The sequence below is a fragment of the Actinomadura craniellae genome (assembly GCF_003289645.1).
GTDB lineage: Bacteria > Actinomycetota > Actinomycetes > Streptosporangiales > Streptosporangiaceae > Actinomadura_D > Actinomadura_D craniellae.
On record NZ_QLYX01000007.1, the window covers coordinates 274,835 to 301,297 of the forward strand.

Here is a 26,463-nt window from a genome sequence, read left to right on the forward strand (position 1 = left end):
CTAGTCGCATAGTTGAGTAATGGTCGATGTGACTATGTGCCGCGTTATGCTCGGGGCATGTCGTTGCGCAACGCGGTGCTGGCCGCCCTTCTGGAGGGCGAGGCGTCCGGATACGACCTGGCCAAGAGCTTCGACGCCTCGGTGGCCAACTTCTGGATGGCCACTCCCCAGCAGCTCTACCGGGAACTGGAGAAGATGGCCGCCGCGGGCCTGGTCCAGGCGCGCGTCGTCCACCAGGAACGCCGTCCCAACAAACGCCTGTTCTCCCTCACCGACGCGGGCCGCCGTACCCTGCACGAGTTCACCGCCGCCCCGCCGCGCCCCGGCGCGATGCGCGAGGAACTGATGGTCCAGGTCCAGGCGATCGACGCGGGCGATACCGAAGCCGTCAAGAACGCCATCCGGGAACGCGTGACCTGGGCCGAAGCCAAGATCGCCCGCTACGAACGCCTCCGCGTCCGCCTCCTGGACGGCCGCACCGAGGAAGAGCACCTGGCCACCGCCGACCGCATCGGCCCCTACCTCACCCTGATGCGCGGGCTGGCGTTCGAGCGCGAGAACCTGCATTGGGGCCGGCAGGCCCTGGCCATCCTCGACCGGCGCGCCGCGCCCCGCGCCCCTGTGGAATGAAGGGACCGTGAGCGACCCCATGCCGTCCCTGGACCGGACACACTGGCTGATCTTCGCCGTGAGCGCCGCGCTCTCGCTCGCTCTCTCCCCCATCACGGTGATCTACGCTGCGCTGATCGGCCCCCTCGGCCTGTGCGTAACCGCACTGCTCCGCCGCACCCGCGCCGCCGCGGCCTTCGCCGGCATCACCGCCGGAACCCTGCCCTACCTCCTCGCCGCCCTGGTGCAGGGGAGCTCTGCGTGAGGTTCGATGCCGCCGCCCGCACGCCGGCGGCGCCGTGTCACGCGCTCTTCGGAGCGTCGCCGTCCGGGACGCCGCTGCCCTCGTAGGAGCCGAGGCCGCCGACCAGGTCGAGCAGTTCGGGGTGGTCGGTGAAGCGGTCGCTGTGCACCTGCGCGATCTTGGCGTCGATCTCGGGGTCGGGGTCGTCGGTGAGGTCGTGCGAGGTCATGTTGGCCACCAGCGGCAGGCCGAGGGAGTCGATCTGGCGGTGCAGCGGGTCGTACATGTAGGTGCGGTAGGCGTCGACGTCCTTGAGCGCGTATATCGCGCCGTACTCGAAGTCGTCGCTGAGGTCGCGGCCGACCAGGTGGTACTCGACGACGTCGAGCTTGTCGCCGAGCTCGCGCATCAGGCCGAGCACGTGCTGGACCTGGTCGGCGGGGGCGTCGGGGCGCAGAGCCAGACGGACCTGGTGGTAGATCATGACGGTTCTCCTTCGATGCACATTGATGCAACTCGTTGTTGCGTTTGTGACCCTAGGTGCCGCGAGCCATTAACGCAACCTATCGGTGCGTTAGTGGCGCCCTTAACGCACCAAGTTGTTGCATCTAGCGTTCGGAGGGTTCTACGCTGGCCCTATGGCAGGACACCCGCTCGAAAACGCTCAGCATCCGCGCGCCGACACCGCGACCGCCCGGCCAGGCGGCAGGACCGCGCGCGTGGGCCAGGCGGTCATCGACGCGACCATCACCGAGCTGGGCGAGGTCGGGTACGCCGCGCTGAAGATCGACGCGGTGGCCGAGCGCGCGGGCGTCAACAAGACGACGATCTACCGCCGATGGCGCACCAAGGCCGGCCTGGTGTCCACGGCCATCATCGAGCGGCGCGGCGAGCTGGTCCCGCCCGCCGACACCGGGAGCCTGCGCGGGGACCTCATCGAGCTCCTCAAGGAGATCCGGCTCGGCCTGAAGATCCCCTGGGTCGCCGCGCTGCTGCGCGAAGCCGGGCCGCGCACCGCCGAGAACACCGAGCTGTACGAACTCCTCGACGAGTTCTGGCCGGCACGCTTCCAGGTAGCAGGGGCGATCTTCGTCCGGGCCGTCGAACGAGGCGAGCTGCCCGCCGGCACCGACCCCGACTTCCTCCTGGAGGTGCTCTCCGGCGCGCTCTACTTCCACTGGCTCATGCTGGGCAGGGAACTCGACGACGCCTTCCTCGAACGGGTGGCCGACTTCACCCTCAACGGCGCGCAGGCCGGAGCACCGGACGCGGCCGGCGCCGATGCCCCACAATTCCGGTAGTTCGGCGGAGCCCGTTCCACACCGGACCGGTAGCGTCTGGGGCATGACGGTCGCCCGGTCCCTGCTGCTGTTCGCGCTGGCCGCGCTCGCCGAGATCGGTGGTGCCTGGCTCGTCTGGCAGGGCGTCCGCGAGCACCGCGGCCTGTGGTGGATCGGCGCCGGGGTCGCCGCGCTGGGCGTGTACGGGTTCGTGGCCACCCTCCAGCCCGACGCGCACTTCGGCCGCATCCTGGCCGCCTACGGCGGGGTGTTCGTGGCCGGCTCCCTGGCCTGGGGCATGGCCGCCGACGGGTTCCGGCCCGACCGGTGGGACCTGGCCGGCTGCGCGATCTGCCTGCTCGGCGTCGCGGTCATCATGTACGCGCCGCGCGGCTGACGGGGCCGGTCAGGGTTCGATGAGCCCGGCGCGGATCGCGTAGCGGGTGAGTTCCAGCCGGTCCTTCAGGCCGAGTTTCTGCAGCAAGTTGGCCCGGTGCCGCTCGACGGTCTTGACGCTGATGACGAGGATGTCGGCGATCTGCTGCGAAGTGTGGCCCTCGGCGACGAGTTTGAGGATCTCCTCCTCGCGCTCGGTGATGGCCCGCTCGGGGACGGCGCCGTCCTCCCGGGCGCGGTCGAGGTAGTTGCGGATGAGGGCGTTGACCGCGCCCGGGTAGAGGAACGGCTCGCCGCGCATGGCGGCGTGGCAGGCCTCGACCAGGTCGCGGTCGGCGACGGATTTCAGGACGTAGCCGCAGGCCCCGGCCTTGAGCGCCGCGAAGAAGTACTGCTCGTTGTCGTACATGGTCAAGATGAGGATGCGCAGGTCCGGCTGGATGCGCGACAGCTCGCGGGCCGCCTGCAGGCCGGTCAGCCGGGGCATGGCGATGTCGAGGATGGCCAGGTCCGGGCGGTGGGCGCGGGCGGCCTCGATGGCCTCGGCGCCGTCCCCGGCCTCGGCGACGACGGTCAGGTCGGGTTCGCCGTCCAGGATGAGGCGCACCCCGCGGCGGACCAGGGCGTGGTCGTCGGCGAGCAGGATGCGGGTGGCGGTCTCCTCGGGCATGGTCAGTGCCTCCCGTGCGGGGCGGGGACGGTCAGGCGCACCTCGGTGCCGCCGTCGGGGCCGGGGCCGACGGCGAGGTCGGCGCCGACCAGCAGGGCGCGTTCGCGCATGCCGTGGATGCCGGCGCCCTCGGCGGCCCGGCCGATGCCGCGGCCGTCGTCGCGGACGCGCAGTTCCACCCCCGCCGGGGTGCGGCGGAGGGTGAGGTCGACGCGGTGGGCGCCCGCATGGCGGGCGGTGTTGGTCAGGCCCTCCTGGGCGACGCGGTACAGGACGAGTTCGGCCTCCTCGTCCAGGGGCGGCAGGTCCGCGTCGATACGGCGGTGCACGGCCAGCCCGGGCGCGGAGAACTCGGTGACGAGAGCCTTGAGCGCGCTGGCCAGGCCGAGTTCCTCCAGGACGCCGGGGCGCAGGCGGCGGGCGATGCGGCGGATCTCCTCCAGGCTGGCCCGGGTGGTCTCCTGGACCTGGCGGATCTCCCGGCCGACGTCGGGTGGTGCGTGGTCGGCCACCCGCTTGAGTTCCAGGAGCACGGCCGTGAGGGTCTGGCCGATCTCGTCGTGGAGTTCGCGGGCGATGCGGCGGCGCTCGGCCTCCTGCGCGGACAGGGCGCGGGCGGCGCTGGTGGCGCGTTCGGTCTCCAGCCGGTCGAGCATGGTGTTGAAGGTCGCGATCAGTTCGGCGACCTCACCCTGGCCGCCGGCGGCGGGACGCGCACCCGGCCGCAGCAGGTCGGTGGTGGTCATGGCGCGGGTGAGCCGTTGCAGCGGGGCCAGACCGATGCGCAGCAGGACGGCGTTGGCGACGAGCATGGCGACCAGGCCCGCGGTGAGGACGGCGGCCTCGGTGAGCAGGACCGGGGTGGAGACGGTGACCGGCCCCAGCAGCAGAGCCATGGCGACGATCAGCACCACGGCGTTGAGCAGGAAGATCCGCCAAAACAGGGGCACCGCGCACCACCTCCTCCGTTCTCCTGGCATTCCCCTGGTCCCCACTATCCCCGGTACGGCCGGGCGACCGGCGCCCGGCCGTCACGTCCAGCCTGCGGGGCGGGCGGCCCGGCGTCCATCGGTGCCGCCACCCATTCGCGCACCGGGGTCGTGGGGGTCTGTCACCTGCGGAAATGGGTGGTGGCACCGATGGTTACCGCGTCCCCGCGCGAGTGATGATGAAGGGAGGACGCCACGACCATGGGAGGACTCCATCCGGCCGCGCACGACCGCACGATTCCGGCTTCGCCTGCCGCGCCGAAGGTGGTGACCCGTGGGACACGCTGAGACCCTGCTCGCCCTGGGCGGCGCCTTCCTGGCCGCCGCCATCCTGGCCCGGCTGGGCAGCCGGATCGGGCTGCCGACCATCCCGCTGTTCACGCTCGCGGGCATCCTGCTCGGCCCGTACACCCCCGGCCTGGTCCTGGTCGACGATCCGCACGACTTCGAAATGCTGTCCGCGCTCGGGCTGGTCCTGCTGCTGTTCTACCTGGGCCTGGAATTCCACCTGGACGACCTCAAAAGCGGCGGCAGGCGCCTGCTGGCCGCCGGAGGGATCTACCTGCTGCTGAACGTCGGCGCGGGTCTGGGCTTCGGGTTCGCCCTGGGCTGGGGCACCCGGGAGGCGCTCGTCCTGGCCGGGGTGCTGGGCATCTCCTCGTCCGCGATCGTCACCAAGATCCTCATTGATCTGGGGCGCATCGGCCGCCCGGAGACACGCCTGATCCTGGGCGTCATCGTGGTGGAGGACATCTTCCTCGCCCTGTACCTGGCGACGCTACAGCCCGTCATCGGCGACGCCCACGGCGCCGTGGAGACGATTCTGCAGGCCGCCAAGGCCTTCGCCTTCCTCCTGGTGCTGGCCGCGGCCGCCCGGTACGGCACCCGGCTGATCGGGCGCCTGGTCTCGGTCCGGGACGACGAACTGCTGGTGATCAGCTTCCTGGGCATCGCCGTCATCGTCGCCGGCGTCTCCGAAGTCCTGGGGGTCGCCGACGCGATCGGCGCCTTCATGGTCGGCCTGATCCTCGGCAGCACCTCCTCCGGGCCGCGGATCCGCGAACTGGTGCATCCGCTGCGGGACGCCTTCGCCGCGATCTTCTTTTTCGCCTTCGGCCTGGCCATCGACCCGGGTGACATCGCCTCCGTCGCCATCCCCGTGGTCGCGGCCGCGGCGCTGACCATCGCCATGAACGTGGCCGCGGGGCTCCTCGCCGCGCGCCTGTACGGCTACGGGTCCCGGCCCGCCGCCGACATCGCCACCATCCTGCTGGCCCGGGGCGAGTTCGCGCTGATCCTGGCCGCCATGGCGGCCGGCGCCGGGCTCGACGGCCGGCTCGCGCCGTTCATCGCGGGCTACGTTCTTGTTTTGGCTGTCCTCGGTCCCGTGATGGCCGGTCACGCGCACCTGCTCGCCCGGGTCTTCGAGGCCGTACGGAACGTCCTGCCCCGCCGGGCCGACACCCCGAAGGGACGCTCACCGTCCGCGAGCTCGACGCCGGACGCGACCCGGTGGCCCGGCTGACGGCGCCGTCACCTGTCCGAAGGCGCGCCGGGCGGGTGACACGTCGTTTCCTGCACTGTTCACGCGCCTGGCGACGATCCGCCCTGACTACGCATTACAACGCTTTAGCTCCGTTTGAGGTAACTCCCCGGCTTACGAGGAATCCAGACCATAACGAACATGCCCGATTCGGAGGCCGGTAGCGGTGCCCACAACCGGAACCGAACGGGTGCGGAGCGGTCCTCGCAACCGGAGCGACCGCCCACTCCGTCCGGTGCCCGGTGGACCCGGCCCGCTTCCCGCCCGTCCACCGGGTACCGGATGCCCCTGAAGATCGACGCCGCCCCGAGGCGGTATTCACCGTCCTGTGCGTCATCTGTCACAAACAGATCGGATGCGCATCGGCACACTTCGGCTAGATGAGCGTGAGCAAGCCGAGGAGTCGTCATGCCCAGCCGTCGTGTGTCCTTTCTCGTGTTGGCCGGTCTGGTGGGCGGGCTGGGGGTCGCCGCGCCCACGGCGCACAGCGCGATCACGCCGGCCATGCAGGCGTGCCTGAACGACGCCGAGCCGTCGGGCGGCAGGGTGCCCTTCACCATCGGAAACTCGCCAGCCGCGCCGCCGTGGCACTTCTTCGGGCACCCTGTCGGCATCGGGCCCGGGGACGTGGTGCGGCTGACGGCGAGCGGGTCCATCAAGATCGGTGGCTGGCCGTGGGATCCGAGCTTCGGCCCGGAGGGCACTTCGCAGCTGGGCGACGCCTCGTTCCCGGCCGCGCAGCGCCGCTACGCCCTCGTCGGCCAGATGGGGATGAACTTCGGTAACCGCGACAGGTTCCTCTTCTTCGGGACCAACAGCGGTTGCATCATGAACACCACGCCGCAGGCGACGTTCCTCTACACGATCATGAATGACTCCCGCACCAGCGACAACTCCGGCAGCTGGTCGGTCGTCCTCCGGCACTACCGGGCCTGACCGGTCGAGTTCGTCGTGGCGGCCGCGCGAGATGAACGCGGCTGATCGTTCGGCGCCGTCCGGGTTCCGGCGCTGCAAGCCCAGCCGTTTTGCATGTTCATGCACTGTTGTGCATATACTCCGAGCTGTGTCTAAGGTGCTCACCTCTCTGCCTGTCAGTGAACGCGTCGGGATCGCCTTCTCCGGTGGCCTCGACACCTCGGTGGCCGTCGCGTGGATGCGGGAGAAGGGTGCAGTGCCGTGCACCTACACCGCCGACATCGGCCAGTACGACGAACCCGACATCGCCTCGGTGCCGGGGCGCGCCACGGCGTACGGCGCGGAGGTCGCCCGGCTGGTCGACTGCCGGGCCGCCCTCGTGGAGGAAGGGCTCGCGGCCCTGGCCTGCGGGGCGTTCCACATCCGCTCCGGTGGCCGCGGCTACTTCAACACCACCCCGCTCGGGCGGGCCGTCACGGGCACCCTGCTGGTGCGCGCGATGCTCGAAGACGACGTCCAGATCTGGGGAGACGGCTCCACCTTCAAGGGCAACGACATCGAGCGGTTCTACCGGTACGGCCTGCTCGCCAACCCCTCCCTGCGGATCTACAAGCCGTGGCTGGACGCCGACTTCGTCCACGAGCTCGGCGGCCGCACCGAAATGTCGCAGTGGCTGCTCGCCCGCGACCTGCCCTACCGGGACAGCACCGAGAAGGCCTACTCCACCGACGCCAACATCTGGGGCGCCACCCACGAGGCCAAGGCGCTCGAACACCTCGACGCGGGCATCGAGATCGTCGAACCGATCATGGGCGTGCGGTTCTGGGACCCCGAGGTCGAAATCCTCGCCGAGGACGTCACGATCGGCTTCGAGCAGGGCCGTCCGGTGACCATCAACGGCAAGGAGTACGTCTCCGCCGTCGACCTGGTGCTGGAGGCCAACGCCATCGGCGGCCGGCACGGGCTGGGCATGTCCGACCAGATCGAGAACCGGGTCATCGAGGCCAAGAGCCGGGGCATCTACGAGGCGCCGGGAATGGCGCTGCTGCACGCGGCCTACGAGCGGCTGGTCAACGCGATCCACAACGAGGACACCCTCGCCAGCTACCACACCGAGGGCCGCCGCCTGGGCCGGCTGCTGTACGAGGGCCGCTGGCTGGACCCGCAGGCGCTGATGCTGCGCGAGTCACTGCAGCGCTGGGTCGGAACGGCGGTCACCGGCGAGGTGACCCTGCGGCTGCGGCGCGGTGAGGACTACTCCGTCCTGGACACCTCCGGGCCCGCGTTCAGCTACCACCCGGACAAGCTCTCCATGGAGCGGACCGAGGACTCCGCCTTCGGCCCGGTCGACCGCATCGGCCAGCTGACCATGCGCAACCTCGACATCGCCGACTCCCGCGCCAAACTGGAGCAGTACGCCCGGCTCGGCATGATCGGCGCCGCGCAGGCGGCCTCGACCGGGCTGATCGGCGCGATGTCCGAGGGCGGCGCCGAGGCGATCGCCTCCACCGGAGAGGTCCCCGACGACGCGCTGCTCGACCACGTCGCGCTGGAGTCAGGCACCGACTGAGCCGGCCCCCGCCCGGGGGGCCGGCTCAGTCGGGTCAGGCGGGGCGGAACCGCAGGTCCATGTCCCACTTGGCGGGACCTGGCCGGAGGGTCAGCCAAACGGCAGTCCGGTCGGGAGCGTCGGCCTGGCATCGGCCCACCCCGCCGAGCGGATGGTCCAGTAGTTGATGACGAAGCCCGGCTTCATCTCCGCGTACGGCCCGCCCGGCCTGGTCAGCTCCTCCTGCTGGGACAGCAGCGCGCCGGTGCGCTCATCGAAGATGATCACTGCACGGGAGTGGTAGGTCCCCTGCTCGGCCTTCGGGGCACCGAACTCACCGGTGACCGTCGTGGCGCGGCCGTCGGAGGCCAGCGCGATGCCGCGGCGGCCCAGCGGGTCGGTGGCGCGACCGACCGCATGGACGCCGGGCTGCGTCGTCAGCGCCCGCATCAGGCCGGCTCGGGTTTTCGGTGGCACCGGGGCGGCCAGGAGCGAGGCCACCCTCATGAACTTGGTGCCGGCGAGTTCCGCTTCCCGCCCGGCCGACGGCCGGAGCGCGCCCGCGGCCCGCATCGCCGTCCGGCTCAGGAACCTCTCGGCGAGCTCGGCCGGTGCGGTCGGCAGGCTCCGCAGGTCCCCGGACGACAGCCCGCCCGGGAACTCCCCGCCGCCGCTGCGGGTGTCCACCCGCCACTTCTCCGCCCTGGTGGTGTAAGTGGAGTAGCTGTCGGCCGACCAGACGCGGAAACTCGACGGTGACCCGGCCCTGCGCCACAGCGCCATGTCCCGTTCGGTCGGCGGGCGGGCCGGGATGACCCGGCTGTGGAACGCCTCGCCCATGCCGGGCTTCGCGCCCCACCAGCTGAACGACTCGGTGTGCGCACCGGTGACCGCGTAGGTCCCGGTCCTCGCACGCATGATGTAGGAGTGGCCCCCGATCTGGCTGACGTACCAGTAGTTGCCGGTCGGCTGCCGTTCCGCCTTCTCCGCCGCCGCCAGGAACATCCCCCTGTCGTCCAGGTGCACCGGACCGGGCGGCGCGGGTGGGTTCCCTCCGGCGAGCGTGATCGCCACGGCCGCCGCTACGCCTACCGCGACCATGCCGCCCAGCCCCCACCGCAGCCGGGGCAGGGAACGGCGTTGCGGCTCCTTCAACAGCGCCTTCGCCCGGGCGATCTCCTGGGCGGTGGGTGGGGCGGGCTCGGGATAGTGACCCCGGACCATCCGCACTTCATCCATGTTGTTCCTCCAAAGTGAGTATCGGATTGGTCCCGCCCAGCGCCCTGCGCAGCGTGGTCCGGGCACGGTTCAGCCGGGAGCCGACCGTGCCATAGGAGATCCCCAGCGCCGCCGCGATCTCGTCGTGGCTGAGGTCGGCCAGGGCCACGAGCAGCAACACGTCGCGTTGGCCGCGCGGCAGCGCCGCGATCGCCCCGGCGAGCTTGCCGCGCAGTCCCTCGGCGCTGACCCGCGCATCGATCCGTTCGGTGTGCTCCTCGGCGTCGCGGCCCGGGCCGAGGCGGGCGCGGGCCCGCAGCGCGCGCGTCTCAGCCCGCTGGTGCCTGCCCACCACCTTGGTCGCGATGCCGTACAGCCAGGTGCGCACACTCGCGCGTTCCGGGTCGTAGCGCCGGCGTTGCCGGAACGCCTCCAGGAACGTCTGCGCCGCGACGTCGGCGGCGGCGTCCTGGCCGAGCCGCCTGGCCGCGTACCGGTGGATCTCGGCGAAGTAGGCGTCGAAGACCTCGTCGAAACACTCAGCGGGGCGGGGCGGAGGATCCCCTGTCATGTGGTGCCTTTCCATGGCGCGGATGGCGGTCACATGGGTATCAACCGCAACCGGCTTCCGCTTTCCGCCCTCGCGACGGCGAGCCGGACGCGTCCGGGTGAACCGGCCCCCGCCCGGGCGGGGGCCGGCCGCCGGGTCAGGCGAGGCGGAACTGCAGGTCCATGTCCCACTTGGCGGGGTCGGGTTCGACGACCGGGTTGGTGTTGTAGAGCTCCAGCCGGCAGCCCCAGTGCTCCGACCCGTCCTTTTCCGTCATGTCCCAGGTCAGCCCCTGCTCGCCGGCCCACTCCAGCACGGACTCGACGACGCCGGCGAGCCGGTCGGGGTGGCCGTGGTGGGAGGCGGTGACGTAACGGCCCGCGGGCAGGACGCCGGCGAAGATGTCGCCCTCCCCCGCCACCGGCGCGGTGACCGGCACGCCCGCCTGCACCACCAGCCGGTCCGCGGCCATGTCGATGCTGTCGTACCTGAAGAACGGGGCCCCGGCGGGGGTGACACCGCGCTCGGCGAGCCAGCCGATCATTCCGGCGATACGGTCCCCGACCAGGCCGAAGCTGGTCATGGTGATGGTCTTGCGGATCCCGATGTAGGGACGTTCGGGCAAGTCAACGATCTGTGGCATGTCATGTCCTCCTTTATCCGTCAATACGGGATGGGGACGCCGAACTCATCGGCAGGCCGAAGAACGGGAACAGGCCGGGGTCCAGGTAGGTGGTCTCGCCGGTGATGAGGTCCCCGCCCTCGATGACGACCAGGGCGAACGGTTTCCCGTCCCGGTACTGGCCGAAGGCCGGGCAGCCATTGGCCCGCGTCGGCAGCAGCCGGGATCCCGCGCACGGTGCGCCGGACGCGAGCAGGACCGTCCGGATGCTCTCGCGCCCGCGCAGCCACCACGTGAACGGCGGCATCGACGACGTCGCGTCCTCATGCAGCAACGACACCAGGGCCGCCATGTCGGAGCGCTCGAAGGCCGATATGTAACGGGCCAGCAGGTCCTCGTCCACCTCACCGGCCGGCGGCTCGACCAGGGGGAACCGGGCCCGTGCCCGCTGCAGGGCGCTGTTGACCGACGCGACGCTGGTGGACAGGAGGCCGGCCGTCTCGGCGGCACTCCACTTCAGGACGTCGCGGAGGATGAGGACGGCTCGCTGCCGGGGCGGCAGGTGCTGGAGCGCCGCCACGAAGGCCAGACGGACGGTGTCCCTCGCCACCGCCAGCTCCGCCGGGTCGAGGCGGGAGTCCGGAATGGGGTAGACCCACCGGTCCGGCGGAAGCGGATCGCCCAGCGGGGCGCCGGGGACGGCGGCGGGGCCGAGGTCCATGGCCCGGGCGCGGCGCTGCGGGCCCCGGAGCATGTCCAGGCAGACGTTCGTGGCCAGGCGGAACAGCCACGGGCGCAGCGGCCCACGCGAGGGGTCGTGGGTCCGCCACGCCCGCACGAACGCCTCCTGCACCGCGTCCTCGGCCTCGAACCCCGAGCCGAGCATCCGGTAGCAGTAGCCGGTCAGCTCACCCCGATGCCGCTCGAGGTCCCGATCACGCTCTCCGTCATCCGTCACCGGAACTCGGTCACCTCGATCCGAAACTCGGCCGCCCCCTGCCCGCCCGGCCTTTCCGGGTGCGGGGTCGGCACGGTGTCGGAGCCAACCTAGGGCGATTTCGGGAGAGACGCCGCAAAGGGACATTACGGTGTGGGCGGGTCAGTGTCCGGGAAGCCAGGTGCCGTGGAAGCCGGTGGGGACGCGGACCGGCAGGTGCACCTCCGCCACCGGGCGGGCCGCCAGGTCGGCGGCGTCCAGGATCGCCAGGTAGCCGGTGCCGCGGGAACGGTCGTGAGCGAAGGTCATCAGGTACCCGTCGTCGTCTCCTGACGCTCCTCGCCGGGGGACGAAAACCGCTTCGCCGCAGGTGTGCCCGGCGGGCAGCCGGTGCGCCTGCCGGGCCGCACCATCGGCGAAGTCGTACTTGTAGATCTCCGAGCGTTCCGGCATGGCCTCCAGCGAGAAGCTGGTGCCGTAGCCGAAGCGGTTGCGCCGCCCGACCTCGGTGTCGGCGACCCGCGGATACTCGACTGCGGTGTCGTCCAGGGGGCGTTCGGTGACCGTGCCCGCGGCAAGGTCCAGCCGCCACTCGTGGAGGGCGGGCAGGCCGCCGTCGAAGTCACCGGGGCCGTCGCGCCACAGTGTCGGCACCCGGCAGCCGGTGACCGTGATCGCGCCGTCCGCCTCCGCCGCGTTCATGGTGTGCCACACGTAGCAGGGCTCGACGTCGAACCAGCGCACCGGACCGCCGTCCCGGCGCATCACCCCGAACCGGGCGCCGTGCCCGTCGTCCCACCGCCACGGCATCCCGCCGGCGGCGACCGCCGCCGGGTCGAAGACGACGGGCAGGTCCAGGAAGATCGCGTGGTTCTCGGTGATGGCGAAGTCATGCATCATCGTCGCCCGCGGGACCTGCACCACCTGCGCCTGGAGCAGTTCGCCGGTCGGCGCGGCGCGGTAGTAGGTCAGGTACGGCGGGCGCAGCCGGGAGCCGAAGAACAGCAGCTCGCCGGTCCCCGGGCAGATCTTGGGGTGGGCGGTCATGGGGGTGCGCAGCGCGCCGTCGAAGGTGAACGGGCCGACCGTTTCCAGCTCCGGTGTGAGCCGGTAGGGGAAGCCGCCCTCCTCCAGGGCGAGCAGCCGGCCCGCATGCGCGATCAGGTGGGTGTTGGCGGTGGAGACCCGGTAGTCCACCCGCCCGGTGGCCTGGTCGAAGGCCAGCTCGAAGCGCGACCGGCCCGGGTGCTCGTACAGCGGCGTCCGCACGTACCGGTTGCGGTACCAGCGGGCCCGGCCGCCCTTCAGGGCCACCGCGTGGACCATGCCGTCGCCCGCGAAGTAGTGCGGTGACCAGCCGGTGCGCGGGTTGGGCCCGTTGCGGAGGTACACGCCGTTCAGCTCCTCGGGAACGGCACCGACCACCTCGGCCGGTTCCAGCGTCACCTCCTCGGTGACCGGTGCGTTGTTCCCCGCCAGGTGGAGGGGCACGTCGGCGTTCCGCGCGGTCGTCATCTGCTGTTCTCTCCCGTCGTCCGGTTCGGCCGCGCCAGGATCGCGGGAGAATCGTCGAAGAAACAGTCTTGTTCTCGCCGGCGCCGTCAGCCGGTCGGAGAACCCGCAGCGCAGGACGGTGCCAAAATGGAAGAACACCGTTCCGCATCGCACCATCGTCACCAGCCGTCACACACGGGCCAGGTCGACCTGGCCCGTCACGGCGCCAGGGACCGCGATCAGGACGAGCACGGCGCGTTTTCCATCGCCTCTCTACCGCCGGGCCGGAGCCGGAGCCTCGATGGTGACGTCGTCGAGCCGGTCGCTGGCCTCGTCCTGTTCTTCATCGGCGCGGTCGTCGTGCATCTGCGTGCCCGCGTCTTCTACAACCTGGCCTTTCCCTGCGCGTACCTCGCCCTGGCCGTCGCCACTCTCGCCCTGAGCACCACCGGCGGGTAGGTACCGGCCGGGCACCAGGGATGGTCGAGTCCTTGTGATGTGGCACGATTTCGCAGGTGACCAGCAGACCTGACCCGGCGCAGCGGCTGAGTGACCTGGCGCGGTTGCGGCGTGTGCGGGACCGGATCGATCGGGAGTACGCGCAGCCGCTGGACGTGGAGGCGCTGGCCCGTGGCGTGCACATGTCGGCGGGGCATCTCAGTCGCCAGTTCCGGCTGGCCTATGGCGAGTCGCCGTACAGCTACCTGATGACGCGGCGGATCGAGCGGGCGATGGCGCTGCTGCGCCGGGGTGATCTCAGCGTCACCGAGGTCTGTTTCGCGGTCGGCTGCTCGTCGCTGGGCACCTTCAGCACCCGCTTCACCGAACTGGTCGGCGTGCCGCCCAGCGTCTACCGGCAGCAGGTGGCCGACGCCCAGGCGGGGATACCGTCGTGTGTGGCCAAGCAGGTGACCCGACCGGTCAGGAATCGAGAAGCACCGGGTGGCGGGCCGCACATAACGTGACCGTCATGGACATCACCATTCACTCGACCTTCCTCCCGCACGACGACCCGGAGGCCTCCCTGGCCTTCTACCGCGACACCCTCGGCTTCGAGGTCCGCAACGACGTCGGGCACGGCGGGATGCGCTGGATCACGGTCGGCCCCACCGGCCAGCCCGGCACGTCCGTCGTCCTGCACCCGCCGACCGCCGACCCGGGCGTCACCGATGAGGAGCGCCGCACCATCGCCGAGATGATGGCCAAGGGCACCTACGCCAGCATCATCCTGGCCACCCCCGACCTCGACGGCACCTTCGAGAAGGTGCAGTCCGGCAGCACCGAGGTCGTCCAGGAGCCGACCGAGCAGCCCTACGGGGTGCGCGACTGCGCCTTCCGTGACCCCGCGGGCAACATGGTCCGCATCCAGGAGCTCCGCTGAGATGAGCGCCGCCCCCCGCTCCCGCGCGCAGCGCCGCCGCGACACCGAGCACCGGCTCGCCCACGACATCGACGTCTGGGTGGCCAGTGCCTCGGCGGACGGTGCGCCGTACATGGTGCCGCTGTCCTTCGACTGGGACGGCGAGTCACTGCTGATCGCCACGCCCGCCGACAGCCCGACCGGCAGGAACCTGGCCGCCACCCGGACCGTCCGGGTGGGGTTGGGCGGCACCCGCGACGTGTCCATGATCGAGGGCGAAGTCGATGTTCTCGAGATCGACGCGCTGCCACGGGAGCGGGGTGACCGGTTCGCCGCGCGCACGGGCTTCGACCCGCGCGCGCCGGCCACGCCGTATCGCTGGTTCCGCGTCTTCCCGCGCCGTATCCAGGCCTGGCGTGAGGTGAACGAGATGCCCGGCCGCGAGCTGATGCGCGACGGTCGCTGGCTGGTCTGACCTCTCGGCCCCGTGGCCGAACCGAAGTGAAGAGAACTTGGACGTGCTGCTCGAAGCCGGTTGGATCGAGCCAGGTGACGGAGACCGCGAAGGCGGCCCCACCCGACAGACAGATGATGATGGAGACACGATGAGCATGGCCACGAGGACGGACACGCAGGCGCCCGCGCGGCACGCCGCCGACAGCCACGATCTGATCCGCGTGCACGGCGCGCGCGTGAACAACCTCAAGGACGTCAGCATCGAGATCCCGAAGCGCCGGCTGACGGTGTTCACCGGTGTTTCCGGCTCGGGCAAGAGCTCGCTGGTGTTCGGCACGATCGCCGCGGAGTCGCAGCGGATGATCAACGAGACCTACAGCGCCTTCGTGCAGGGCTTCATGCCGACGCTGGCGCGGCCCGAGGTCGACGTGCTCGAAGGGCTGACCACGGCGATCATCGTCGACCAGGAGCGGATAGGCGCCAACGCCCGCTCCACCGTCGGCACCGTCACCGACACCAACGCGATGCTGCGCATCCTCTTCAGCCGGCTCGGGCAGCCGCACATCGGCTCGCCCAACGCGTACTCCTTCAACGTCGCCTCGGTCCGGGCGAGCGGTGCGATCACGGTCGAACGCGGTGGCAGCAAGACCGTGAAGGCGACCTTCAACCGCACCGGCGGCATGTGCCCGCGTTGCGAGGGCATGGGCACGGTCTCCGACATCGACCTCACCCAGCTCTACGACGACTCCAAGTCGATCGCCGGGGGCGCGTTCACCATTCCCGGCTGGAAGTCGGACAGCTTCTGGACCGTGCGGCTCTACGCGGAGTCGGGCTTCCTCGACCCGGACAAGCCGATCCGCGAGTTCACCGAGAAGGAGATGCGGGACTTCCTCCACCACGAGCCGGTCAAGGTGAAGGTCGAGGGCGTGAACCTCACCTACGAGGGACTGATCCCCAAGATCCAGAAGTCGTTCCTGTCCAAGGACAAGGAGGCGATGCAGCCGCACATCCGGGCGTTCGTGGACCGGGCGGTCGCCTTCACCGCCTGCCCCGAGTGCGGCGGCACCCGGCTCAGCGAGGCGGCCCGGTCGTCGCGGATCGCGGGGATCAACATCGGCGACGCGTGCGCGATGCAGATCAGCGACCTGGCCGCATGGGTCCGCGGCCTCGACGAGCCGTCGGTGGCGCCGCTGCTCGCGAAGCTGCGGCACACGCTCGACTCGTTCGTGGAGATCGGGCTGGGCTACCTCTCGCTCGACCGGTCGTCGGGCACGCTGTCGGGCGGCGAGGCGCAGCGCACCAAGCTGATCCGCCACCTCGGCTCCTCGCTCACCGACGTCACCTACGTCTTCGACGAGCCCACCATCGGCCTGCACCCGCATGACATCCAGCGGATGAACGACCTGCTGCTGCGGTTGCGCGACAAGGGCAACACGGTGCTCGTCGTGGAGCACAAACCGGAGACGATCGCGATCGCCGACCACGTCGTGGACCTCGGCCCCGGCGCCGGTACGGCGGGCGGCGCCGTCTGCTTCGAGGGCACCGTCGAAGAGCTGCGGGCCAGCGGCACCGTCACCGGCCGCCATCTCGACGACCGGGCGGCCCTCAAGGAAAAGGTGCGGACGCCCACCGGCACGCTGGAGATCCGCGGCGCGGCTGCGAACAACCTGCGTGACGTGGACGTCGACATCCCGCTCGGGGTGCTGGCCGTCGTCACCGGTGTCGCCGGCTCCGGCAAGAGCTCGCTCATGCACGGCTCGGTCCCCGCCGGCGCGGGTGTGGTGTCGATCGACCAGGGCGCGATCCGCGGCTCGCGCCGGAGCAACCCGGCGACCTACACCGGGCTGCTCGACCCGATCCGCAAGGCGTTCGCGAAGGCCAACGGCGTGAAGCCGGCGCTGTTCAGCGCCAACTCCGAGGGCGCCTGCCCCGACTGCAACGGCGCCGGCGTCATCTACACCGACCTGGCGATGATGGCGGGTGTCGCCACCCCCTGCGAGGAGTGCGAGGGGAAGCGGTTCCACGCGTCGGTGCTGGAGTACCGCCTCGGCGGCCGCGACATCAGCGAGGTGCTCGCGATGTCGGTGGCCGAGGCCGAGGAGTTCTTCGGCGCCGGCGAGGCGCGCACCCCGGCCGCGCACGCCGCCCTCCGCCGGCTCGCCGACGTCGGGCTCGGTTACCTCAGGCTCGGCCAGCCGCTCACCACGCTGTCCGGTGGCGAGCGGCAGCGGCTCAAGCTGGCCACCCACATGGCCGAGAAGGGCGGTGTCTACGTCCTCGACGAGCCGACCACCGGCCTGCACCTCGCCGACGTCGAGCAGTTGCTCGGCCTGCTCGACCGGCTCGTCGACTCCGGCAAGTCGGTCATCGTCATCGAGCATCACCAGGCGGTCATGGCGCACGCCGACTGGATCGTCGACCTCGGTCCCGGCGCCGGCCACGACGGCGGCCGGATCGTCTTCGAGGGCACGCCCGCCGACCTCGTCGCCGCCCGCTCCACCCTCACCGGCGAGCACCTCGCGGCCTACGTCGGCGCCTGACCGGGGACGGTCAGGCCGACCGGTCGCGGATGCTGTTGATGAACCCCGCGGCCGTGGCGGTGTCGCGGCAGGAGGTCAGGAACGTGGTGCCGTCGGCGAGTTCGAGGGACAGCGCCGGGCCCGGTGCCAGGAGCATGGAGCTGCCCGCGCCCTTCATGCCGGCCAGTGCCCATTCGTTCGGTTCGACGGTGACGGCCTCGGCCTGGACGATGTCGCTGATCGCCACCGTCCGCCGGATCGGACCGTAGGAGGCGCGTACCGTCCGCTGGTCGATGACCAGCCGGTAGGCGTGCATGGGGACGAGCAGCAGCCCGGTGACGGCGACGGCCAGCATGGCCCAGCCGACGTCGCCGACGAGCGGAACGAACACGGCGGTGAGAGCGGCGCCGGCCAGCACGAGAAGCGCCGCGGCCCACCGCAGCGGCCGGATGGCGCGGGTCTCCTGCCAGGTGCCGCGTTCCGCGGCGCCCAGCGGCAGCCGCACGGCCGACCGGTCCGGCGCCCGGGCGGCCGGGGGCATGGTGACGCGGCCGCCGGCCAGGGCCAGGGCCACCAGCGCGCCCGCCAGCGCGGCCGCGCTGATGGCCGTGACCGCCACCGCCGGTGCGGGTGACGACGCCTGTTCGGTGGACGGGGCGTCCAGGGCGGAGTGCAGCACCACGATCACGGCGCTGGTCAGCGCCAGGGTGACCGTGGTGACCGCGAGCTGGATGCCGGTGCGGATGGCGTGGGCCTGTGACGCCGGCAGCCGCGTGGTGACGGCGAAGCCGACCAGGCCCAGCACCCACAGCCCGGCCGGCAGGCCGAGCGTCGTCGCCACGAAGGGCGCGACCGCCATGGTGGCGTCCGGGCCGTCGCCGCCGACCCCGGGGAGCCGGTCGGGGAGGCGTGACCGCCACGCCAGGGCGGCGGCGAGCGCGCCCGCGAGCGCTCCGCCGGGGATGATCAGCATGCCGACCGACCAACGGGCTCTGTTGTTCACACGTACTCCTTTCGGACGAGCTGCACCAGCTCGTCGGCGTTCAGACCGGCTTGCCGCGCGGCGGCGACCAGGTCACGCAGGGCCTCGGTCAGGCGCGCCCGGTCACCGGGCCGGGTGCCGGTGATGGTCGCTCCGCGGCCCCGCCGCAGTTCGACCAGGCCCTCGTCGCGCAGCGCGGCGTAGGCGCGCAGCACGGTGTGCATGTTCACGCCCAGCGACCCGGCCAGTTCCCGGCCTGTGGGCAGCCGGTCCCCGGGCTGGAGCAGCCCCTCGGCCAGTCCCCTGCGCACGCAACCGGCGATCTGCTCGGCCAGTGGTGTGGGGCTGCTGGGATCGACACGGAAGAACATGTTCGTATTGTACTAGAACAATGCGCCATGCGTCCACGGGTGAAGATCACCGGCCTGCACGGCCGGCGATCACGTGTGCGAGGGCAAGCTCAGAGCTATCCGTACCGGCTCGCCCAGGAGGATCTCGAAGCGTTCACCGGGCGTCCGGCTCCGTGCTGGGCCAGCGAGAACGGCCCTCGCCCACCTGCGCAAAGCACCGGCGTAGGCGGCGAGGGCAACGGAGAAGGAGAGCGAAACCGGGAGATTGCGGCACCGGCGCGCAACAAAAGTCAAGGCAAGGAGGTTCACCGCTCCCTGCCACTCTCAACGTATAGCGCACCGGGGGGCTTGCGGCAAGACCCGGGTCATGCTGCAGAATCGCCGGCCGAAGCCAGAACCTGCGAAAACAGGGGGTTTTCGTGATCGACGTGATCATCGCCGGTGGCGGACCGACCGGCCTGATGCTGGCCGGCGAGCTGCGGCTGCACGGCGTGCACGTGCTCGTGCTGGAGAAGGAGGCGGAGCCGACCAAGGTCGTCCGCGCGCTCGGCCTGCATGTGCGCAGCATCGAGGTGATGGACCAGCGCGGCCTGCTGGAACGGTTCCTCGAACACGGCCGGCAGTACCCGGTCGGCGGTTTCTTCGCCGGCATCGACAAGCCCTCGCCCGACCGGCTGGACACCACGTATCCCTACGTCCTCGGCATCCCGCAGCCCACCACCGACCGCCTGCTGGCCGAGCGCGCCGCCGAACTCGGCACCGAGATCCGGCGCGGCCACGAGCTGGTCGGGCTGAGCCAGGACGAGGACGGGGTGACCGCCGAGCTGGCCGACGGCACGCAACTGCGCGCGCGCTACCTCGTCGGCTGCGACGGCGGCCGCAGCACGGTGCGCAAGCTGCTCGGCGTCGGCTTCCCCGGCGAGCCCGCCGGCGTCGAGACGCTACTGGGCGAGATGGAAGTGACCATGCCCCCGGAGGAACTGGCCGCCGTGATGGCCGAAGTCCGCAAGACCCACAAGCACTTCGGCATCGGACCCTTCGGCGAGGAGGAGGGGGTGCACCGCGTCGTCGTGCCCGCCGAGGGGGTGGCCGAGGACCGCTCGGTCCCGCCGACCCTCGAGGAGTTCAAGCGGCAGCTGCGGGTGTTCGCCGGCACCGACTTCGGCGTGCACTCACCGCGCTGGCTCTCCCGCTTCGGCGACGCCACCCGGCTGGCCGAGCGCTACCGGGTCGGCCGGGTACTGCTGGCCGGCGACGCGGCGCACATCCACCCGCCGGTCGGCGGGCAGGGCCTCAACCTCGGCATCCAGGACGCGTTCAACCTCGGCTGGAAACTGGCCGCCGCGGTCACCGGCTGGGCCCCGGAGGGGCTGCTGGACAGCTACCACACCGAACGCCACCCGGTGGCCGCCGACGTGCTGAACAGCACCCGCGCCCAGATGCAGCTGCTGTCCCCCGAGCCCGGCCCGCAGTCGGTGCGCCGGCTGCTGTCGGAACTGATGGACTTCGAGGAGGTGAACCGGCACCTGATCGAGAAGATCACGGCGATCGGGGTCCGCTACGACTTCGGCGCCGGGCACGAACTGCTCGGCCGGCGGCTGCGGGACACCGGGCTGAAGCGGGGACGCCTCTACGAGCTAATGCGCGGCGGCCGCGGACTGCTGCTCGACCCGACCGGCCGGCTCTCGGCGGCGGGCTGGGCGGACCGGGTCGACCACGTCGTCGACGGCAGCGAGGAACTGGACGTCCCCGCGGTACTGCTGCGACCGGACGGCCACGTGGCGTGGATCGGCGACGACCAGACCGACCTGCTCGGCCGGCTACCCAGGTGGTTCGGTGAACCCACCGGCTGAACGCGCGGTCGCGACCCGAAAGGACGCACCCGGCTCCGGCCTCGCCACCGCCCGGCGAGGCCGGAGACCGGACCGATGCTCCCCTGGTACTTCCCAGCGTGCAGCCGCATTTCCCGGTTCCGGTAGGACGGGGAACGCGGGCCGGGGACCGGCCTCGCCGGGTGGTGGCGAGGCCGGGCCCCAGCCCGCGGTCTGCGGGTCAGGAGGCGTAGGTGGTGACCTTCCACAGATGGCCGTCCGGGTCGCTGAAGTAGCCGAAGTACCCGCCCCACTGGGCGGGGGCCGCCTCCTTGACCACGCTGCCGCCGGCAGCGACCGCGTTGCGCATCATCTCGTCCACGACCTCCCTGGAGTCGGGGTTGAAGTGGAACGAGGCGCCGCGGAATCCGGACCCCTCCGCAGGGACGCCGGCGTCCCCTGCCGCCGCCTCCCATTCGTAGAGGGCCAGCTGCGGAGATCCCTCGCCCAGGCTGAACGAGACGAAATGACGGGTGTCCTTGTCGATCTCGCAGCCCAGGCCCGCATAGAACTTCTTGGCGCGGGCCAGGTCCTTGACACCGAGCATGATGGCGCTCACCTGCAGTGACACGGTTCTCTCCTTGTGGTTTCGGGGCATATGCCGCCTGCGCCGGCAGGCCGGACAGCCGGGCCGCGCCCGGATGTCACATCGGCCTGGGTTTGCCGGTCAACCGATATGACCGCCGAGGCAAAGGAATGTGACAGATGGCCGAGCAAGACTGGGTGAGCGAGCGGTTCGCCGAGCACCATGACCGCTTGCACGCGGTGGCCTACCGGATGCTCGGCTCACCCGGCGAGGCCGAGGACGCGGTGCAGGAGGCGTGGCTGCGGGTCAGCCGCGCCGACACCGGCCAGGTGGAGAATCCGGGAGGGTGGCTGACCACGGTCGTCTCCCGGGTCTGCCTGAACATGCTCGAGGCACGCCGCAACCGGCGCGAGGAGTCGGCCGGGGCACTGCCGCCCGAGCCGGGCACGCCGCACCCGGGCATCCACCCGACCGGCCAGGGCGGCCCCGAGGACGAGGCACTGCTGGCCGATTCGGTCGGTGCCGCGCTGATGGTGGTGCTGGACACGCTGACTCCCGCCGAGCGGCTCGCGTTCGTCCTGCACGACGTCTTCGCCGTGCCGTTCGGCGAGATCGGCGCCATCATCGACCGCTCTCCGGCGGCGGCCCGGCAACTCGCCAGCCGGGCCCGGCGCCGGGTGCAGGGCGCGGCCGGCGCGTCCGATGCCGCGCGATCGGCGAAGCGGGACATCGTCGAGGCCTTCCTCGCCGCCGCCCGGAGCGGGGATTTCACCGCCCTGCTCGAACTGCTCGATCCGGACGCCGTGGTCGGCGAGGTCCACGGCGGCCACGCGGTGGCGGCCTTCTTCGCCGAGCGACGGGCTCAGGCCGCCCGGCTCGCTCTGGTCGACGGCGTGCCGGCGGCCGTCTGGTCGCACCTCGGCCGGCCGAAGGCCGTCTTCACGTTCACCGTCAACGACGGCAAGATCACCAACATCGTCATCGACACCGACTCCGACCGGCTCCGTGACCTCGACATCGTCATTCTTGCGGCCGGCGACAGGGAGCGGCGTTGACCCGCGCCGATCTCAGGCTCTCGTCCTGCACTCTCGCCGCCCACGGCAGGCAGGCGTGACAGCCGCCCGGCCCCTTGAACGCGTTTATCGCACAGCTGACCAAACCTGACCATCATGCGATTATCGACACCGGCTGGCGGTCGGCAGAGTGACCTGGCCCGCAAACTTCGGATGGACCACAAAGCACTTGGAGGCGCAGCGATGGACACATCCGCGTATGTGAAGGCCGTTGTCGAGCAGACGAGCACGCTTGCCGATTGGGTGCACGGCAGGGATGCGGCGACCCCGGTGCCGACATGTCCGAAGTGGACGCTGGCCGATCTCGTCGACCATGTCGGCGGAACACAGCGCATGGTGGCGATGCTCGTGGGTGAGCAGATGACCGAGCCGAGCCGGGCGTTCGCCGGCTACGTTCCGGGGCCGACCGATTCGGGCCAGTGGCGCGCCTGGCTGAGCGACGGCGCGGCCAAGGCGGGACAGGCGTTCGCGTCGGTCGCCGATGACACGCCGGTGTGGGATCCGTCGGGCGCCGCCGCGGGCGTGCCGTTCTGGTCACGTCGGCTGTTCGGCGAGGCTTGCGTGCATCGCGCGGACGCGGCCGTGGCGCTCGGCATGCCGTACGAGTTGGCGCCGGAGCTCGCCGTCGCGGCCCTCGAGGACTGGCTGGACACGATGACCTCCCGTGGCTACTGGGAGAACAAGCCGGGCTTCGCCGATGCGATGCGCGGGGATGGTCAGACCCTGCATTTCCACGCGACCGACGCGCCTGGGGAGTGGGTGGCACGCCGGGAACCGGACATGGTCGTGCTGGAGCGCACGCACACCAAGGCGGACGTCGCGGTGCGCGGCCCGGCCATCGAGCTCCTGCTCGTGATCAGCAGGCGTCGCCCGCTGGAAGCGGCTCCCACACTGGAAGTGCTGGGGGATCGGGCGTTGTTCGACCACTGGATCGAACACATGGACTGGGTCACCAACGACTGACCCACGCTCGGCCGACGCGGTCCGGCGGGAAAAGGATTGGACGGGCCGATGACCAGGCTTGTAGCTTGCGGCGAACCGTGACGCCGCCCGAGGAGGTGAGACCCATGAACGCTGTATCGCTGTGGGTGCTCCCCCTTCCCGTCACGGCCGGGCGATTGACGTAGGTGTCGCCGGGAGCGCCTCGACAACAAGGCACTCCCGAAAGGCAACACCTATGAACTCTTCGCAGTTCACCGCCGAACCGCCGTCGAGCGACAGGGTCGAGCGCGGCCCCACGGTGGGCGACGTCCCCGGGCTCCGGTCGTCGGCCTCCGGCGCCGATCGCGCACCCCTCATGTTCGATGTGATCATTGCCGGGTGCGGGCCGACCGGTGCGATGCTGGCCGCCGAACTACGGCTGCACGATGTGCGGGTACTCGTCCTGGAAAAGGAAACCGAGCCCGTGTCGTTCGTCCGCATCGTCGGTCTGCATATTCGCAGTCTCGAGCTGATGGCGATGCGCGGACTGCTGGAGCGCATCCTCCCGCATGGAAGGCGGCGTCCGGCCGGCGGCTTCTTCGCCGCCATCCCCAAACCCGCGCCCGAGGGCCTGGATTCCGCGTACGCCTATCTGCTGGGCATCCCGCAGCCGGTCATCGTTCATCTGCTCGAAGAGCATGCGGTCCAACTGGGTGCGCAGGTCCGGCGCGGTCGTGCGGTGGCCGGTTTCGAGCAGGACGACGAGGGTGTGACCGTTGAGCTGGACGACGGGGAACGGCTGCGTTCGCGTTACCTCGTCGGCTGTGACGGTGGGCGCAGTACGGTGCGCAAACTGCTGGGCGTCGGCTTCCCCGGCGAGCCCTCGCGGACCGAGACGCTGATGGGCGAGATGGAAGTGGGCGTGCCGCAGGAGGAGATCGCCGCCAAGGTGGCAGAAGTCAGCGAGCTCCATCGGCCATTCTGGCTCAGGCCTTTCGGCGAAGGGGCCTACAGCGTCGTGGTCCCCGCCGGGGAAGTCAGCGACCGCGCAGAACCGCCCACCCTCGAGAATTTCAAACAGCAGTTGCGCGCCATCGCCGGAACCGATTTCGGCGTGCACTCCCCGCGCTGGTTGTCCCGCTTCGGGGATGCCACCCGGCTGGCCGAACGTTATCGGGTCGGGCGGGTGCTGCTGGCCGGCGACGCGGCGCACATCCATCCGCCCATCGGCGGGCAGGGCCTCAACCTGGGCGTCCAGGACGCGTTCAACCTCGGCTGGAAACTGGCCGCACAGATCCGCGGCTGGGCCCCGGAAACACTGCTGGACACCTACCAGGCCGAACGTCATCCGGTCGCTGAGGACGTGCTGGACAACACCCGCGCCCAGACGGAACTGCTGTCCCCCGACCCGGGCCCGCAGGCCGTGCGCAGGCTGCTCACCGAACTGATGGACTTCGACGAGGTGCACCGCCATCTGATCGAGAAGATCACCGGGATCGGCATCCGCTACGACTTCGGCGCCGGCCCCGACCTGCTCGGCCGCCGCCTGCGCGACATCGACGTGAAACAGGGCCACCTCTACGGTCTGCTGCATCACGGCCGCGGCCTGCTGCTGGACCGCACCGAACGCCTGACCGTCAGCGGCTGGTCAGACCGGGTCGATCACCTCGCGGACCCCACCGCGGCACTGGACGTTCCGTGCCTCCTGCTACGCCCCGACGGCCACGTCGCCTGGATCGGCCACGATCAGCAGGACCTGAACGACCACCTCTCCCGCTGGTTCGGCAAACCCACCAACTAATCCCGCCCGAGCAACCGAAAAGCCCGTGCGGATCGGAATGGCCCGTAGTAACTGACCACCAGAAGGCTGGAAGCAGCATCTGCCGTAGGTGTTCCGGCCCCGGCACCACCTGCCGGGGCCGGAGACCGGGCCGAGGCTCCTCACCATGATCTGGAACGGAGTCCGGTGGCGCCTCTCAGTGTGCAACTGCGTCTTCCCACGCGAGAGAGGGACGCCATCACAGGTCGTAAACGCCGGCCTTCACCTGCCTGAGGAGGTCATGCCATACCGGGATGCCCACAACCAGGATGCCGCTCTCCGGGCTCTTCGAATCCCGGACCGCGCACAGTGTCCCGGCCCTCGCCGCTTCTACGCAGTTCGCTCCTTGGGCTGAGCGCGAGCTCTTACGCCATGTCCACCGAAAGGAGATTGTGCCCATTTGATCTTATTCTGGCAATTTTATATGGACTTCGCCAGTTGGGTGATCAGAGCCAGCGAGTCGTCCACTCCGAGATCGTCCACAACCGCAGCGGTTCAGGTTCGCGTTCGTCCAGTGCAACGAAGAACTCAACACCCGCTGAACCTGTGCCGGTACGCAGCACCGCTCAACACGTTGCCGCTGGATGAGAACTACGCTTGCATCATGGGTGTGCGGGTACGGCGTGTTTGCCCGGCCCCAGGTCGGGCCGGCGGTGTGAGATGAACCCGGAACCGTGTGACTTGGCGGCCGGTGAGGGCGCGGGGCTGCGTCCGGCCGGACCTGACCAGGTCGTTGCCGCTCTGGCCGACGTCACGGCTATCAGCGCCTACTTCGAGATCGGCCATGGACCCGCCGGGCCCGGCTGGCGGCCGTTCACCGACCTGTTCGCCGGTGCGCTGGGTGATCGCGTCGCCGTCGTCGCGGAACGCCTGGGGACGGCCGAGACCAGGGTGGCGGCCTCGATCCTGTTCCAGGGGCTGGCCGCCCGGCTGTGGTCACCGGCGCTCGGGCCGGCCGTCGCCCACGGCCTGCTCCCCGACCTCGACCCCGCCCGCCTGTACTGGCGGCCGGTCGACTCCGGGCCGCTCCCGCTGCGCACCCCGCACCCGGCGGGGTGGATCACCGACGATCCGGACCGTGCCGCCGCGTTCCTGTACGAGAACGTGGTGGAGGGCCTGCTCGAACCGCTGGTGCGGGCCGTCCGGCAGATCGTCGGGCTCGCGCCCGGCCTGCTGTGGGGTAACGCCGCGTCCGCGCTGGCCGGAACGGTCGGCTCGATCGGCCGGGAACGTCCCGCGCTCGCCGGCCCCGCCGTCTCCCTCGGCCGCGCCCTGCTCGGCCAGGGTGTCCTGGCCGGCACCGGTACCGGTGATCTCGTCGAGCCCTCCCCCGGTGGCCCCTTCTTCCTCCGGCGCAGCTGCTGCCTGTACTACCGCCTGCCGGGCGGCGGCAAGTGCGGCGACTGCGCCCTGGTGGCTCCCGGCACCCGCCGGGCCCCGGGAGGCGGAACGGGGTGACGCCCGTCCGGGGGCTGCAGGGTCCAGGGCCGCTACTCCTTCTCGTGCGGTTCCGGAACTTCCCCCCGCCTGGGCGAGGCAGTGCCGCCCCGCCAGGTGGCGGGTAGAATCC

29 protein-coding genes are annotated in these 26,463 nt (G+C 70.8%); 17 read left to right on the plus strand and 12 right to left on the minus strand.

The window, feature by feature from the left end; genetic code table 11:
• Nucleotides 1–57 precede the first annotated feature (57 nt).
• Together DPM19_RS17480 and DPM19_RS17485 are read left to right on the plus strand one after the other, a co-directional pair.
• Nucleotides 58–630 (plus strand): PadR family transcriptional regulator, encoded by a 573-nt coding sequence (locus DPM19_RS17480; protein WP_199485139.1) that lies wholly within the window; start codon nt 58–60, stop codon nt 628–630.
• Between the two features lie 7 nt (nt 631–637).
• Nucleotides 638–874, plus strand: coding sequence for a hypothetical protein (locus tag DPM19_RS17485; protein WP_146778898.1), 237 nt, complete (start codon nt 638–640; stop codon nt 872–874).
• 37 nt (nt 875–911) lie between these two features.
• Here the strand turns inward: DPM19_RS17485 and DPM19_RS17490 are convergent, their stop codons facing one another.
• Nucleotides 912–1,337, minus strand: coding sequence for a Dabb family protein (locus DPM19_RS17490; RefSeq protein ID WP_111868979.1), 426 nt, complete (start codon nt 1,335–1,337; stop codon nt 912–914).
• A gap of 154 nt (nt 1,338–1,491) precedes the next feature.
• Between DPM19_RS17490 and DPM19_RS17495 the strand changes: the two genes are divergently transcribed.
• The gene (locus DPM19_RS17495; RefSeq protein ID WP_111868980.1) at nt 1,492–2,154 is read left to right on the plus strand and encodes a TetR/AcrR family transcriptional regulator; all 663 of its coding nucleotides are present in this window, start codon (nt 1,492–1,494) and stop codon (nt 2,152–2,154) included.
• 43 nt (nt 2,155–2,197) lie between these two features.
• Nucleotides 2,198–2,530, plus strand: coding sequence for a YnfA family protein (locus DPM19_RS17500; protein ID WP_111868981.1), 333 nt, complete (start codon nt 2,198–2,200; stop codon nt 2,528–2,530).
• Nucleotides 2,531–2,539: 9 nt separating this feature from the next.
• Here the strand turns inward: DPM19_RS17500 and DPM19_RS17505 are convergent, their stop codons facing one another.
• Together DPM19_RS17505 and DPM19_RS17510 are read right to left on the minus strand one after the other, a co-directional pair.
• Nucleotides 2,540–3,199, minus strand: coding sequence for a response regulator (locus tag DPM19_RS17505; protein WP_111868982.1), 660 nt, complete (start codon nt 3,197–3,199; stop codon nt 2,540–2,542).
• Between the two features lie 2 nt (nt 3,200–3,201).
• The gene (locus tag DPM19_RS17510) at nt 3,202–4,149 is read right to left on the minus strand and encodes a sensor histidine kinase (protein WP_111868983.1); all 948 of its coding nucleotides are present in this window, start codon (nt 4,147–4,149) and stop codon (nt 3,202–3,204) included.
• A gap of 313 nt (nt 4,150–4,462) precedes the next feature.
• On the opposite strand from DPM19_RS17510, the gene DPM19_RS17515 reads away from it, so the two are divergent.
• From DPM19_RS17515 to argG, 3 genes are all read left to right on the plus strand, one after another.
• Entirely contained in the window at nt 4,463–5,713 is a 1,251-nt protein-coding gene (locus DPM19_RS17515) for a cation:proton antiporter (RefSeq protein ID WP_111868984.1), read from the plus strand.
• 426 nt (nt 5,714–6,139) lie between these two features.
• Complete coding sequence (locus DPM19_RS17520) at nt 6,140–6,667, plus strand: hypothetical protein (protein ID WP_146778899.1); 528 nt, start codon at nt 6,140–6,142, stop codon at nt 6,665–6,667.
• Between the two features lie 127 nt (nt 6,668–6,794).
• Nucleotides 6,795–8,216 carry an argininosuccinate synthase gene (gene argG, locus DPM19_RS17525; RefSeq protein WP_111868986.1) on the plus strand — a complete coding sequence of 474 codons (1,422 nt, stop codon included), beginning with the start codon at nt 6,795–6,797 and terminating at the stop codon, nt 8,214–8,216.
• 90 nt (nt 8,217–8,306) lie between these two features.
• On the opposite strand, the gene DPM19_RS17530 is transcribed toward argG, so the two are convergent.
• The 5 genes from DPM19_RS17530 to DPM19_RS17550 form a co-directional block, all read right to left on the minus strand.
• Nucleotides 8,307–9,434, minus strand: coding sequence for a CU044_5270 family protein (locus tag DPM19_RS17530; RefSeq protein WP_146778900.1), 1,128 nt, complete (start codon nt 9,432–9,434; stop codon nt 8,307–8,309).
• Entirely contained in the window at nt 9,427–9,984 is a 558-nt protein-coding gene (locus DPM19_RS17535; RefSeq protein ID WP_111868988.1) for an RNA polymerase sigma factor, read from the minus strand. Before DPM19_RS17535 ends, DPM19_RS17530 begins: the two co-directional genes overlap by 8 nt.
• Before the next feature lie 136 nt (nt 9,985–10,120).
• The gene (locus tag DPM19_RS17540; protein WP_111868989.1) at nt 10,121–10,606 is read right to left on the minus strand and encodes a GyrI-like domain-containing protein; all 486 of its coding nucleotides are present in this window, start codon (nt 10,604–10,606) and stop codon (nt 10,121–10,123) included.
• 13 nt (nt 10,607–10,619) lie between these two features.
• Nucleotides 10,620–11,543 (minus strand): sigma-70 family RNA polymerase sigma factor, encoded by a 924-nt coding sequence (locus DPM19_RS17545; protein ID WP_233510233.1) that lies wholly within the window; start codon nt 11,541–11,543, stop codon nt 10,620–10,622.
• A gap of 141 nt (nt 11,544–11,684) precedes the next feature.
• Nucleotides 11,685–13,037, minus strand: a complete 1,353-nt coding sequence (locus DPM19_RS17550; RefSeq protein WP_111868991.1) for a carotenoid oxygenase family protein — start codon at nt 13,035–13,037, stop codon at nt 11,685–11,687.
• Between the two features lie 126 nt (nt 13,038–13,163).
• On the opposite strand from DPM19_RS17550, the gene DPM19_RS36335 reads away from it, so the two are divergent.
• From DPM19_RS36335 to DPM19_RS17575, 5 genes are all read left to right on the plus strand, one after another.
• Entirely contained in the window at nt 13,164–13,475 is a 312-nt protein-coding gene (locus tag DPM19_RS36335; protein ID WP_233510234.1) for a DoxX family protein, read from the plus strand.
• A 56-nt stretch (nt 13,476–13,531) separates the two neighbouring features.
• On the plus strand, nt 13,532–13,981 hold the full coding sequence (locus tag DPM19_RS17560) for a helix-turn-helix transcriptional regulator (protein WP_111868992.1): 450 nt from the start codon (nt 13,532–13,534) through the stop codon (nt 13,979–13,981).
• Between the two features lie 5 nt (nt 13,982–13,986).
• Complete coding sequence (locus DPM19_RS17565; protein ID WP_111869097.1) at nt 13,987–14,397, plus strand: VOC family protein; 411 nt, start codon at nt 13,987–13,989, stop codon at nt 14,395–14,397.
• A 1-nt stretch (nt 14,398) separates the two neighbouring features.
• The gene (locus tag DPM19_RS17570) at nt 14,399–14,851 is read left to right on the plus strand and encodes a pyridoxamine 5'-phosphate oxidase family protein (RefSeq protein WP_111868993.1); all 453 of its coding nucleotides are present in this window, start codon (nt 14,399–14,401) and stop codon (nt 14,849–14,851) included.
• 130 nt (nt 14,852–14,981) lie between these two features.
• Nucleotides 14,982–17,372, plus strand: a complete 2,391-nt coding sequence (locus DPM19_RS17575; RefSeq protein WP_111868994.1) for an ATP-binding cassette domain-containing protein — start codon at nt 14,982–14,984, stop codon at nt 17,370–17,372.
• A gap of 10 nt (nt 17,373–17,382) precedes the next feature.
• Here DPM19_RS17575 and DPM19_RS17580 read toward each other — a convergent pair whose 3' ends face one another.
• Nucleotides 17,383–18,354, minus strand: a complete 972-nt coding sequence (locus DPM19_RS17580) for a hypothetical protein (protein WP_111868995.1) — start codon at nt 18,352–18,354, stop codon at nt 17,383–17,385.
• Complete coding sequence (locus DPM19_RS17585) at nt 18,351–18,704, minus strand: GntR family transcriptional regulator (RefSeq protein WP_111868996.1); 354 nt, start codon at nt 18,702–18,704, stop codon at nt 18,351–18,353. Before DPM19_RS17585 ends, DPM19_RS17580 begins: the two co-directional genes overlap by 4 nt.
• 398 nt (nt 18,705–19,102) lie before the next feature.
• Between DPM19_RS17585 and rox (DPM19_RS17590) the strand changes: the two genes are divergently transcribed.
• On the plus strand, nt 19,103–20,536 hold the full coding sequence (gene rox / locus DPM19_RS17590; RefSeq protein ID WP_111868997.1) for a rifampin monooxygenase: 1,434 nt from the start codon (nt 19,103–19,105) through the stop codon (nt 20,534–20,536).
• Between the two features lie 199 nt (nt 20,537–20,735).
• Here rox (DPM19_RS17590) and DPM19_RS17595 read toward each other — a convergent pair whose 3' ends face one another.
• Entirely contained in the window at nt 20,736–21,125 is a 390-nt protein-coding gene (locus DPM19_RS17595; RefSeq protein WP_111868998.1) for a VOC family protein, read from the minus strand.
• 134 nt (nt 21,126–21,259) lie between these two features.
• Between DPM19_RS17595 and DPM19_RS17600 the strand changes: the two genes are divergently transcribed.
• From DPM19_RS17600 to rox (DPM19_RS17610), 3 genes are all read left to right on the plus strand, one after another.
• Nucleotides 21,260–22,135 carry a sigma-70 family RNA polymerase sigma factor gene (locus DPM19_RS17600; RefSeq protein WP_111868999.1) on the plus strand — a complete coding sequence of 292 codons (876 nt, stop codon included), beginning with the start codon at nt 21,260–21,262 and terminating at the stop codon, nt 22,133–22,135.
• Nucleotides 22,136–22,336: 201 nt separating this feature from the next.
• Nucleotides 22,337–23,116, plus strand: a complete 780-nt coding sequence (locus DPM19_RS17605) for a maleylpyruvate isomerase family mycothiol-dependent enzyme (RefSeq protein WP_158566810.1) — start codon at nt 22,337–22,339, stop codon at nt 23,114–23,116.
• A 334-nt stretch (nt 23,117–23,450) separates the two neighbouring features.
• The gene (gene rox, locus DPM19_RS17610; protein WP_199485155.1) at nt 23,451–24,875 is read left to right on the plus strand and encodes a rifampin monooxygenase; all 1,425 of its coding nucleotides are present in this window, start codon (nt 23,451–23,453) and stop codon (nt 24,873–24,875) included.
• A 217-nt stretch (nt 24,876–25,092) separates the two neighbouring features.
• Here rox (DPM19_RS17610) and DPM19_RS17615 read toward each other — a convergent pair whose 3' ends face one another.
• On the minus strand, nt 25,093–25,293 hold the full coding sequence (locus DPM19_RS17615) for a DUF397 domain-containing protein (RefSeq protein ID WP_111869002.1): 201 nt from the start codon (nt 25,291–25,293) through the stop codon (nt 25,093–25,095).
• Between the two features lie 260 nt (nt 25,294–25,553).
• Here DPM19_RS17615 and DPM19_RS17620 point away from each other — a divergent pair, with 260 nt between their 5' ends.
• A complete protein-coding gene (locus DPM19_RS17620) occupies nt 25,554–26,351 on the plus strand; it encodes a (2Fe-2S)-binding protein (RefSeq protein ID WP_111869003.1) in 798 nt (265 codons plus the stop codon).
• Nucleotides 26,352–26,463: the final 112 nt, after the last annotated feature.